The 11,105-nt window shown below is 58.2% G+C and carries 8 protein-coding genes and 1 pseudogene; 4 read left to right on the top strand and 5 right to left on the bottom strand.

What is annotated here, in order from left to right; translation table 11 throughout:
- Position 1 precedes the first annotated feature (1 nt).
- Positions 2-2,392 (bottom strand): hypothetical protein, encoded by a 2,391-nt coding sequence (locus tag M3I56_RS36635; RefSeq protein WP_254358137.1) that lies wholly within the window; start codon positions 2,390-2,392, stop codon positions 2-4.
- Positions 2,393-2,705: 313 nt separating this feature from the next.
- Between M3I56_RS36635 and M3I56_RS36640 the strand changes: the two genes are divergently transcribed.
- Together M3I56_RS36640 and M3I56_RS36645 are read left to right on the top strand one after the other, a co-directional pair.
- Positions 2,706-5,108, top strand: a complete 2,403-nt coding sequence (locus M3I56_RS36640; RefSeq protein WP_254358142.1) for a molybdopterin cofactor-binding domain-containing protein — start codon at positions 2,706-2,708, stop codon at positions 5,106-5,108.
- Positions 5,009-5,473, top strand: coding sequence for a (2Fe-2S)-binding protein (locus tag M3I56_RS36645; protein ID WP_254358138.1), 465 nt, complete (start codon positions 5,009-5,011; stop codon positions 5,471-5,473). The genes M3I56_RS36640 and M3I56_RS36645 overlap by 100 nt, the downstream gene beginning before the upstream one ends.
- 50 nt (positions 5,474-5,523) lie before the next feature.
- Here the strand turns inward: M3I56_RS36645 and M3I56_RS41230 are convergent, their stop codons facing one another.
- On the bottom strand, positions 5,524-5,760 hold the full coding sequence (locus M3I56_RS41230; RefSeq protein WP_375541858.1) for a GMC oxidoreductase: 237 nt from the start codon (positions 5,758-5,760) through the stop codon (positions 5,524-5,526).
- Between the two features lie 36 nt (positions 5,761-5,796).
- Positions 5,797-5,988 (bottom strand): annotated as a pseudogene (locus M3I56_RS36655) (ATP-binding protein); the annotation flags it as partial.
- A 223-nt stretch (positions 5,989-6,211) separates the two neighbouring features.
- On the opposite strand from M3I56_RS36655, the gene M3I56_RS36660 reads away from it, so the two are divergent.
- Positions 6,212-7,288 (top strand): tyrosine-type recombinase/integrase, encoded by a 1,077-nt coding sequence (locus M3I56_RS36660; RefSeq protein ID WP_254358139.1) that lies wholly within the window; start codon positions 6,212-6,214, stop codon positions 7,286-7,288.
- Entirely contained in the window at positions 7,285-9,780 is a 2,496-nt protein-coding gene (locus M3I56_RS41235; protein ID WP_302057150.1) for a tyrosine-type recombinase/integrase, read from the top strand. The genes M3I56_RS36660 and M3I56_RS41235 overlap by 4 nt, the downstream gene beginning before the upstream one ends.
- Here M3I56_RS41235 and M3I56_RS36675 read toward each other — a convergent pair.
- Positions 9,723-10,163, bottom strand: coding sequence for a hypothetical protein (locus M3I56_RS36675; protein WP_254358140.1), 441 nt, complete (start codon positions 10,161-10,163; stop codon positions 9,723-9,725). The two genes, M3I56_RS41235 and M3I56_RS36675, sit on opposite strands and share 58 nt — an antisense overlap.
- Before the next feature lie 20 nt (positions 10,164-10,183).
- Positions 10,184-10,537, bottom strand: coding sequence for a hypothetical protein (locus M3I56_RS36680; RefSeq protein ID WP_254358141.1), 354 nt, complete (start codon positions 10,535-10,537; stop codon positions 10,184-10,186).
- Positions 10,538-11,105 lie beyond the last annotated feature (568 nt).

Here is an 11,105-nt window from a genome sequence, read left to right on the forward strand (position 1 = left end):
TTCAATAAAGACGAAGCGCCTTGGGACCCGGCGCGCATCGTTGAATGTTCCCGACCAGTTGCGATTCGGTCGCTTCGCAACGAACAGCTTCGCCGTAGCGAATGCGCAAGCGACCGGGCACGTGCTGGCCCGGCTTCGCGCCATCTTCGGGGAGGACAAACAGAAACCGATAGCGTTTGTGCGTGCCAGCCTGATGCTCCAACTCACTTGCTGATACGAGCCACAATTGAGTCGTTGCGGGAGTCTGCCCCGGATCGCACGCCGCCACGGCAAGGCGTAGCGCCTTGATCCTGCGAATGAGCTCGACTGCGTCGACATGCTCGAAGGCCCCGTACAGCATCTTCCCAGCCAGGGCGTTCGCGACGTAGTCCGAGCGATCGATATCCGCGTAGTCAACCATACCTTCGGGCGTGAGGAAGGGACCGTGCTCGCCATCCCATCCCGTGCGGCTGTCATGGAGAACCCCGCTTGTCACCAGGGGATGTTGCGGATGAAAACCCAGTTCGCAGTCCAGCATCGGGATGGCCGTTGGCGCGTCGCTGCGGTTGAAGGTCCGCGATGCATCCGGGCTGACGGCGGGCCAGAAACTGTTCGAAGCTGCGCACAGCTTGATGTCCTCTGCAAATGGACTACCCAGGCCGAACGTCGCCAGATAGATGCCCTTACCGTGATCACCCGCGTAAGTCACGTCCCAGCCCGGCGCGAATACGCCCGACGAAGCATCTGACAGGAAAGACACGATGCGCGGCGGCTTCGCCTTCGTGTGGCTCTCTCTGGGTGCGCGAGGTAAAAGGCTGAACGAAACGGAAATCGTATCTTCCCTGTTCGAGAACGCCGGCTTCAGACTGAACGAATCAACGTGCGCCGGATTGACGGAAAGCCGTTCCGCGCTAAGCGACAAAGGCGAGCCGTTCCTGAACTGGGTCTTGGGATCGATATGCTCTTCGTCGAACCAGCGTTGCAATTCGGCTTGATCCGCATAGGGGAAAAAGTCCGGTGCAGCGACGATCGAAAAGGCCGGTAATACGCGCTCATTCGGCAATCCCTTGATTCTGACCGTGACTGCGCCTTCGAGGCAGTGATCGAGAAACATCTGCGCGTCATACCCGCCTTTGACTACCTTTTTAAGAAACGCCGAATGACGAATCGGATGCGTACGCATATCGGTGTACGTCCCGTTTTCGTCCCTCATATGGCGGATGTTCACAAATTCGGGCGTATTGCGAGGCTCGGGAAACTGCAATTGCACCCATTGCTTGAATAGATTCGGAAAATGCTGCTCGCGAAGTTCCGCAATGCCGGCAAGAATCAGATTCCGAAAATTGGTGAACAGGCGCAGCGTGGTATAGCGCCGGTTGATGATGCTGAAGAAGAAGGGCCATTGGGCCGGCACCGGGAAGCCCTTGATGGCGTAATTCGCCGAGGTGACGGGTTCGATCAAGGGCCGGGCCGCAGGCATCAACAGCACGCTATCTCCGCAGCGTTTGAGCGTGATCGACGCCGCACCCGGAGTCGCTGAAGGCGCCGTGTCCGGTAACCGGCAAACGATCGAATAAGGCGGATGGTCGAGGTTTCCCGATGGGTCGGGAGAGATACCCCATCGCGCCAACACTGCGCGCTTGAGCTTTTCCCCGCTATGAGCATGACCGTAGTCCAGAGCCAACGTCATCCCGGGCAGGAATTCTCTGGAAAACAGTTTGCGAACCGGCTGAATGAATGCACGGTGCGCGTCGCCGCGTTGCTCGCCTTCGATCAGCGAGAGCCCGTCCGGTCCCGATACTCGCCTGACGAGGAATGCACCATAGCGCGCAGGCAATACACGGACATGCTCGGTCTCAATCTCGATCTCATCCTTTGCCTCTTCCTTTCTCTCATCTTTGTGCTCCTTCTTGACGTGCGGCACGAAGCAGCGAATGTTCGCGTCGTAGTGCGCTTCTGTATCGCCGTTTCGCGCGATGCCGAGCCGCGAGAACACCATGTCCGCATGCTGCTGATGCCCCGTGCGCCGGGCGGGACGATACTGGTAGGCAAGCACGGCGACATCGAGCGTCGTCCAGTCGGAAGGCAAGGGTGCGAGCGAGTAAAGATAGTTTTCGAGCAGTTCGATATCTTCCAGACTGACGCCGCCATCGGGCGAAGGACATTCCGAAAGCGCGAGCAGGTGATAAAGCAGGCTGCGTGCGGGGTCACCCGGTTCTATCGCGCGTTCGGTGCTTCGGCAAAGATCCTGAACGCGCGGATCTTGCCAGTCGATATTGAGTTTCTCGCTCAGCACCTCGGCAGTGCGCTGAGGCGAGTCCACCGATGAGAGATCGAGACCATGCTGTCGCAGCATGCTCTTCCACGGTGCGGATAAACCGGCAACCAGCGCATGGATTTCTTCGATCAGCATTTACCACCTCCCGGTGAGTGGCTTGCTCAAGGCTGCGCGAGGAGAGTTTTTCTCCTGTTTGCATACCTTCCTTCGATCTACTGCTGACTAGTCCGTTTTCAGCGATCGCTACAATTTCCTGCTGCATTTCGGATTCGCAATCGCCGCATCCCGTGACTAATATAGGTGATTCAGGAAGGAGATAAATACACGTTTTTATGCAGTTTCTCGAAGCTCGTATCTCGATCGCTAACCATGCAAGATGCTGAAAATATTCCGGGCTTCGGCCCTGTCCGACCTCCATACGCTGTAAGAACATTCGATGGACGATGTCATGCTGGCGCGGAGAACCTTTCTTATCGGCGGTGCGAGTTTGGCGGGAATGAGCGTGCTCGCAATCGGATGGTCGGTATCGCAAGCACGTGAGGAAAGGTGTGCGGGGAAAACCATCGAGACGCCCGGTAGCAATGTGAAGCTCAACGGCTGGGTAATGATCGATCGCGCCAACAACGTCACGATCGTCATGAGCAAGGCCGAGATGGGGCAAGGCATCCACACCGGCGCGGCGATGTTGCTGGCAGACGAACTCGGAGCGGACTGGTCCCAGGTCCGGCTCGCCGATGCTCGCATAGAGGCGCTATATAGAAACCGCGTAAGCCTCGCGCGCGCACTTCCTCTTCGCCCCGAGGATCACAGCTGGCAAGCGCAGGGCGAAGAGGATCTCGCGCGGCTTCTTACGCTTTTAGGCGGCACGATGGTGACGGGCGGTTCGACGAGCATCGCCGACCTTTGGGAACCGATGCGCGAGGCCGGTGCGTCCGCTCGCGCGATGCTTTGCAGCGCGGCGGCAAAGGCGTGGGGGGCACCGGTTGGCGAATGCGAAGCGCACGCGGGCCACGTTGTCTGGGGATCGAAAAACTCGGCGACGTTTGGCGAGCTCGTCGACAAAGCGAAGCTCGAGCATCCACCCACGCACGTCACGCTCAAGGATAGATCGAAGTTCACGATTATCGGCCAGCGGCGGAACCGGTTCGAGGCACCTGCGAAAATCGATGGGTCGGCGCAGTTCGGGATCGATGCACACCCAGATGACCTGCTATACGCGAGCGTCAAGATGTGCCCAACGCTCGGCGGAATCGCAATCACACACGGTAGTTCGAATGTGAAGAACACCGAGGGCATACATGACATCTTCACGGTTGATCCCTACCACGGCGGCACCGGCGGAGTCGCGGTCATTGCCGATAACCCGTACATCGCCATGCGCACGCTCTGCGAGTTGTCGTACACATGGGATCATGGTCCGGCAAAAGACGTCAGCGATGTAGACATCAGTGTAGCCTTGATCAAGGCCATCGAAGGCGGCGCCCAACCCCAGTACTTCTATTCGACCGGTGACGTCGAAACAAAATTGAAACAGTCGAAACCGCTCAAAATGCAGTATGAGGCGCCGTACCTCGCGCATGCGACGCTGGAACCCATCAACTGTACCGCCCAGGTGAACGAATGCGGAGCGTCGATCTGGGTATCCACGCAGATCCCGATGGCGGCGCGCAAGGCCGTGGCAAAGTTCCTTGGCCTGAATGAAGACAAGGTGCAGGTGCATCCGTGCCTGATCGGCGGCGGATTTGGCCGCCGGCTCGAAGTCGACTATATCGTGCAGGCGGTGGCAATCGCGCGCCATGCAAACGGACGTCCCGTGCAGACCATCTGGCCGCGTGCACAGGATACGACGCACGACTTCTATCGCCCCGCGTGTGTCTCGCAATTCACGGGTGCGCTGGATGCAGACGGCAAGCTGATTGCGTGGAAGAACCAGTCGGCCAGCCAGTCGATCAGTGCGCAAGCGCTGCCCCGCGCGTTCGGCATCCCAGCGTTGGTCGCAGAGATGGTCACCGACACCACGAACGCAGAGGGCGCGTTCGATCAGCCGTACGAATGCCCGAACATTGCGGTCACGCACAATACGGTGACGCTGCCGATACCCGTGGGTAACTGGCGCTCGGTTGGGCATTCTCTTCATGCGTTCTTTGTCGAGAGCTTTATCGATGAGATGGCGGCAGCCGCACACAGGGATCCCTTTCAGTTTCGGCTCGACATGCTGACGAAGCCGGAACACAAGCGACACGCCTATGTACTGCGAACGCTCATGGATTTTTCCAGGTGGCAGAGCCGACCGACGGGTGATGGAACAACTGCCAGAGGCCTGGCGATGCACGAAGCATTTGGCAGTGTGGTCGCACAGGTCGCTGAGGTGCAGAAGTCTGGAGATAGTTTCCGGGTCACGCGAGTCTACTGCGTGATCGATTGCGGCGTCGCGATCAATCCGAATCTCGTCGAGCAGCAAATGGAGAGCGGCATCATTTTCGGGCTGTCCGCCGCCTTGCAGCAACGAATCAGCATCGTGAACGGCCAGGTTCAGCAGAAGTATTTTTCTGACTTCCCTCTCGTCAATATGTCGAACTGCCCTGAGATTCACACAAAAGTGCTTCAGTGCGGCACTGAACCACAAGGTGTCGGCGAAGCGGGTACACCGCCCATTGCGCCAGCCGTAGCGAATGCGCTTTTCGCACTCACGGGGAACCGGGTTCGGCACCTTCCACTGTTTGATCCGCCAGAGCCTTCCGGAGGTGATATATGGTGTCAGTCCGTATTAACGGAAAAACCGTTGGCATGCATTCTGCCCCAGAAACTCCCCTGCTCTGGGCACTGCGATGCGAACTCGAACCAAAACTGACAGGAACCAAATTCGGCTGCGGTATTGGCGTTTGCGGCGCCTGCACGGTCTTGATCGATAACATACCTTTTCAGGCTTGCCAGATACCCATATGCGCGCTCGACAAGGCGGAAGTCGTCACCATTGAAGGACTGGATACTCCGGAAGCTCGCGCGCTGAAGAAAGCCTGGATCGAATGCGATGTCGTGCAGTGCGGCTATTGTCAAAGCGCGCAACTGGTCGCCGCAACCGCGTTGCTTTATTGTCATCGCCATCCGGCCGACTGCGATATCGACGAGGCCATGAAGGGTATCGCATGTCGCTGTGGCACGTTTCCCCGTATTCGCAAAGCCATCCACCAGGCAGCCCAGTCGCTGCATCCTTAAGTGTTGGATCAACGGGCCGCAGGAAATGCACCTCGGCCAATCGCTGGTTCTCAGGCAGGTTTCGAAGGGGGCTGCTTCCGGTTTGCGGCCCATGCACCTCCAGCCTTTGCGATCAGCAACGCCACATTACGCTCGGCCAATGCGGCGATCGTACGCGACGGATTCAGCCCTAACGCGCGCGGAATGACCGCACCGTCCATGACGTACAGATCTTCGTAGCCGAACACTTTGCCGCTGGCGTCCACCACGCTGTTGATTTGCACCGAATCCTGACCCACGAATTGCATTGAATTCTGACCCACCCGTTGGAGCAGCTTTGTGGGTTATTCAGTGGGTATTTGGGTCTTCTTTCTCTCCTTCTTCGGTTGTGTCGTGCCGTTTCTGAAACGGTAGCTATCGTTGCCTGTTTCTACAATATGGCAATGGTGCGTAAGCCGGTCGAGCAGCGCCGTCGTCATCTTTGCATCTCCAAACACACTGGCCCACTCAGCGAAGCTCAGGTTGGTATAAGTTATTTGGAATTGAACCTGTGTTACGGTAGACCCGCTTTTCTGTCGGTTGGTGTGCGAGGTAGATACGGATTTCGCAGGGTTATCCACGGGGCCGCCGCCCGCTTCTCTAAAGCAAGAGGCGAGCGGCCCGGTGGGTAACCCGTGCCGAAGGCGATGTCGGTTTCGGGCGCTTGTTTTGAAACGTCGTTTACTGACGAGCAAGCATCCGCTTCGCGAGGAGCAATTCATGGCTTCAGACAGTGCGGTCGTCGAACTGGTCTGGGAACGGTATCCACTCATCGCCTCGAACTCTTGCGCTCGCCGCTGGATAGAGAGTTGCGTGATGCTCGGCCTAGCTAGGAATACGATCAAGGCCTACATGTACGCTATAGAAGGCTTCCTTCGCTTTGCCGTGAGCCGCTCCGTTGATCTGCGCAGCGTGTCACGCGAGACTATCGCCCAGTATGTCGGCGAACTGAGGACGCAGCCAAGGCGAGTAAATGCGAATGTGGTGCGCATCGACTCGGGCGGTTTCCTGTCAAACGCAACGCTGCAGCAGCGGCTCACCGCAGTCCGACTGCTATTCGAGTTTCTTGTCGATGAGGGGCTCGTCAGAACCAATCCGGTAAGCCGTGGCCGCTATACGGCATCCAGTCGCTTCGGAGCGCGTCGTGAGCGAGGCCTCATCCAGAAGTTTCACAAGCTGCCGTGGATTCCAACAGAGGCGCAGTGGGTGGCCCTGCTGGCTGTGGTCCGCAACGAGCCGAAGCGTAATCGATGCATGTTGGCGCTTGCCTATGACGCGGCACTTCGTCGGGAGGAACTGTGCCAGCTTCGGAGCAGCGATATCGATCCCGCCTATCGGCTGCTGCGCATCAGGGCGGAGACGACCAAGGGGCATCGAGAACGCGTGGTGCCATATTCTGCGACATCCGGCGAACTGCTCCGCGATTATCTTCGACACCGACGAAGCGTGGGCGGCGATGGCACCGAACTCTTTCTCTCGGAATCGCCACGCAACTACGCCGCCCCAATCAGCATGTGGACATGGTCGAAGGTAGTTCGTTCTATCGCGATTCGTGCTGGCGTTCCGGCGTTTTCAACGCATACGTTGCGTCATCTTTGTTTAACGGATCTTGCTCGCGCGGGCTGGCAACTGCATGAGATTGCCCGATTCGCTGGTCACCAGAATCTGGAAACGACGCGGCAATATGTGCATCTGTCAGGGCATGACCTCGCGGACCGGTTTGCAACGACCATGCGCCATGTTCACGCGTGGCGTCTTGAAGCGCTCGGGTCCGTCCCGGTAGCAGAGCGACCATGATGGCTTCGTCCAAAGCGGCCCTCGCCCCAACTGTCGCTGGCACATCTACATGGACGTGGCCGATCGATATCACGAACTATGACCGGAGAAGCCGGTTGACCGCGAGCGAGCAGAAGGTGCTGACACAGGACCTTCCACTCGCCGTTGCCAACGAACGCAAGATAGGAGCGATGCTTGGAAGACTGTCGCGCCTTGATCGTCTACTTGCGCCGATCGACGACGCGCTCGCGGCTGTTGATGGCACGCATCTTTACGACGATCGCGTGAGACTGATGCTGCTGCAGCATTGCGCAATTCGGCATCAATCCTTCTGGGCCTGGGATGCCGCCACATGGCACATGGTTCTTGGAACAACGCAGGCAGCCTTCTTCGCAGCCCACCTTCCCAAACCGCACGCCGGTGGCGAGCGTCACGCCTTGATTGCGGTAGCGTACCTGCTGCGTTGCTTTAACGACATTCCTGACCTGGGGGAGGTGAAGCGGGTCACACTGGCAGAGAAGATCTTTGGCAGGGAACGGCTCGCAGGCACACTACAACGCGTCACGGAGGTGTCCGCTGCATGGGGCTATCGTAGCCCTTGCAAATCTCTGATGAGCCTGTTGGCGGAACTACTGCTTGTGCAGCAGCAACCGGAACTTGAAGCGCTGACCAGTGAGCTCATCGCCTCCGTTCGCGCACGCTTTCACAACTCTAACTATCGAAGCTCCCTGTACTTCCAGCTCGCACGCGTCCTGGCTTCACTGGGGATACTTGCGGAAGAACTCTCAATGCGCAATGGAATCGACAGGGAATCGATTTATGTGGCAAGGGTCTCAGGCATTGCCACTGACTGGGTCAGCCTGATCGAACGGTGGGAGGCAACCAGCACCTTGACGGCGTCTAGTCGCCGCCATCTTCGGGATATGGTCCTGAAGGCTGGCCGGTGGTTGACAGCTTCCCATCCTGAGATCACCCGAGCGGATCAATGGACCCGGGAACTGGCGGCAGAATATATTGGTGCGGTTGAGCGCATGCATGTCGGTGATTACGTCTGGAAGACTACCTCGGTTGCCAAGAAGCTCGGCAAACCAATAACGGCACGATCGAAGAACGCTTTCCTCGGCGCGATGCGATGCTTCTTCGCCGATCTTCAGGAGTGGGAATGGATTCCTCGCCGCTTTGATCCGTTTCGAGCCTTTGCGACGCCTCGCTCCACCAAGGCATTGATAGGACCCGCGCCCCGTACCATTGCTGACGACTTGTGGGCCAAGCTTCTCTGGGCCGGGCTGAATCTGACTCTCGATGATCTCCCCGGACACGGCGGTAACGCGACGGGGCGCCGCCATCCGACCGGGAGCATTCGTCGCGCCGGCGGCTATTATCCGCTTGAGATGCTGCAGGCGTTGAGTATCGTATGGCTCTTCGCCGGACTACGTAGCGATGAGATTGTACGGCTACGAGTTGGCTGTGTACGTGAAGAACCATCAATAGGGCAACCAGGTACACAATGCCGGATGCTTGACGTTCCGGTTCACAAGACCGGAACTGCATTTACCAAACCGATTGATTCGATCGTCGGCGAAGCAATCTCGGCGTGGGAGCGAGTACGTCCCGTACAACCCGCTGCGCTCGACGTCAAAACCGGAGAGCAGGTTGACTTCCTCTTCTCGTATCGTGCAAGGGCGATACCACACGCGTACCTGAACCGACATCTCATTCCCTTGCTTTGCCGGAAGGCAGGTATTCCTTGCGCGGATGCCCGCGGACAGATCAGCAGCCACAGGGCACGCTCGACCATCGCGAGCCAGCTCTTTAACGCGCGGGAACCGATGTCCCTGTTCGAACTGCAAGCGTGGCTCGGTCATCGGTCGCCAGCAACGACCCAGCGTTACGTCGCGTTCACGCCCACAAAGCTGGCCAGAGCTTATTCTGAAGCACAGTACTTCCAGCGCAACTTGCGAATGATGGAAGTACTCATTGACCGGCAGACGATCGACGACGGGCACACGGAGCAGCCGTGGAGATACTACGACCTTGGTCACGGGTTGTGCTCATATGAGTTCTTCGATCAATGTCCACATCGCATGGCGTGTGCGCGTTGCGACTTCTACGTTCCGAAGGATTCGTCCCGGGCCGACTTGCTCTCTTCGAAGACGGGCATGATCCGAATGTTGCAGGAAATTCCTCTCACCGATGACGAACGCGCGGCAATCGAAGGTGACCAAGAAGCCGTCGATCGTCTGCTTCGGCACCTCGAGGGGTACCGACACCCGACCGGCTCACCGCCTCAAAAAGGAAGAAACAAAGGTAGAAAAACCCCTCAATTCCATATAATCACGACAAACCTCGTGTTCTCGGAGTGGGAGCGCATCTTTAAGGATCCGATGACCACGCTCGCGGCCATCGACCGCGTCGTCCATCACAGTGTCGTTCTCGACCTGATGAGCGTTGAAAGCTATCGGGCAAAGGCTGCCGGCGCGAAGCCGACAGCGTCAGCCTCGGTAGCAGCATAGGGCGGCAATTTTAGTTGTCGTCGGCGGCGGTTGTAGTTGACGCCAGACAGCACTAGCCTGCTGAAGTACTCGATACGGTTAATTTTTTCTTTCGAGGGAGCGACTTCGTCCGGCGCCGGGGCACTTCGAACTCCTGTCAATTGCGGGCCGTCTCCTGCGCCGCACCCCACAGAGTCCCATTCCCCACGAGCTTCCGGGGTGCTGTGAATCGTAATTTCGGCCGCGTCGGCGTCCAGTCCAAAGTGGTCACGGAGATTGGAATAGATAAGCCCCTCCGTCACGGCAACAAACGTGTCGAAATTCTGATCCAGCAACCGCGCAACTTGATCCAAGCCGTAGATGCCGAGGCCGAACAGGAGGCTGCCGTATCGCATATGCGTCATGTGGACTCTTACACGCTCTGTCAGCGCCGGATAGATACTCCCCACTGGGGGAAATTACGCCCGACGTTGACACGCTCAGACAGGCGCAGCCCACTCTTGGCGAACACGTATCGATGAATATCATACGTTAAGTTCCGGGCAAAGTCGCCCCGCAGTCTGTCTTCATATTCCGAAGCTAAGCTAGCTTCAGCGCCGGAATAGCCGTGTATCCTACGGAGCCGCTCCCAGAACTCTTGTCGCAGTGAGACCGAAGTGACGCCGTCCGAAGTGGTGGCGTCCGAAGACTTCTCGTCAGGTCGAAGACGGATCTGCACGTCGAAAATCGCGGTGCCCGCGTCGGCGGTCTCTTTTTCGTGTTCAGCCGGAGTATCCATGTTCCCGTCCTCATCGTCAGGACCTCGCCAGATCGCGGTCGCTTCTGGTGTCGATTTTCCAGCCTATGGCATCTCCGACACGGAAACAGCGCTCTACCCCGCATTTGTCAGCGGAAAACGATCAAGGCATCCGGGGCGATAGCTCCGGCAGATGTGGACTCTCGTGCGCGCGCCACCTACACCCCTGCATATGCGCGTGCCACGCCATGTCCGCGCATACGCCCACGCGCCCGCGTAACAAATCGGGAAACACCCCGACGATCAAGCGATCAACGTCTTGATTCTGAAGTGAGCCATGCCATTTGCAGCGGTAGCCGGGTGTCACTGACCGGCATATTCGAGCCATTCCGGGATCGGCGTAATCGAGCCACCGGATGTTCGCCGCAATCGAGCCAGTGCATGATCGGCGCAATCGGGCCACTCGATGATCGGCGTATTGGAGCCACCTCGGGATCGGCGTAATCGAGCCACGTAGCGGGCTCAGTGTTGTGTCAGGCGCCGGCCCGAAACGCATTTCGAATTTCCGCAACCCGGTACCTTCGGACTTTTTGCCCGGAGGGCCGATGAG

The sequence above is a fragment of the Paraburkholderia sp. CNPSo 3281 genome, from assembly GCF_024206515.1.
Taxonomy (GTDB): domain Bacteria; phylum Pseudomonadota; class Gammaproteobacteria; order Burkholderiales; family Burkholderiaceae; genus Paraburkholderia; species Paraburkholderia nodosa.

Coding starts and splice junctions, on each gene's coding strand:
- M3I56_RS36635 (WP_254358137.1), bottom strand. CDS start 2,392: ATGCTGATCGAAGAAATCCATGCGCTGGTTGCCGGTTTATCCGCACCG.
- M3I56_RS36640 (WP_254358142.1), top strand. CDS start 2,706: ATGCTGGCGCGGAGAACCTTTCTTATCGGCGGTGCGAGTTTGGCGGGA.
- M3I56_RS36645 (WP_254358138.1), top strand. CDS start 5,009: ATGGTGTCAGTCCGTATTAACGGAAAAACCGTTGGCATGCATTCTGCC.
- M3I56_RS41230 (WP_375541858.1), bottom strand. CDS start 5,760: ATGCAATTCGTGGGTCAGGATTCGGTGCAAATCAACAGCGTGGTGGAC.
- M3I56_RS36660 (WP_254358139.1), top strand. CDS start 6,212: ATGGCTTCAGACAGTGCGGTCGTCGAACTGGTCTGGGAACGGTATCCA.
- M3I56_RS41235 (WP_302057150.1), top strand. CDS start 7,285: ATGATGGCTTCGTCCAAAGCGGCCCTCGCCCCAACTGTCGCTGGCACA.
- M3I56_RS36675 (WP_254358140.1), bottom strand. CDS start 10,163: ATGACGCATATGCGATACGGCAGCCTCCTGTTCGGCCTCGGCATCTAC.
- M3I56_RS36680 (WP_254358141.1), bottom strand. CDS start 10,537: ATGGATACTCCGGCTGAACACGAAAAAGAGACCGCCGACGCGGGCACC.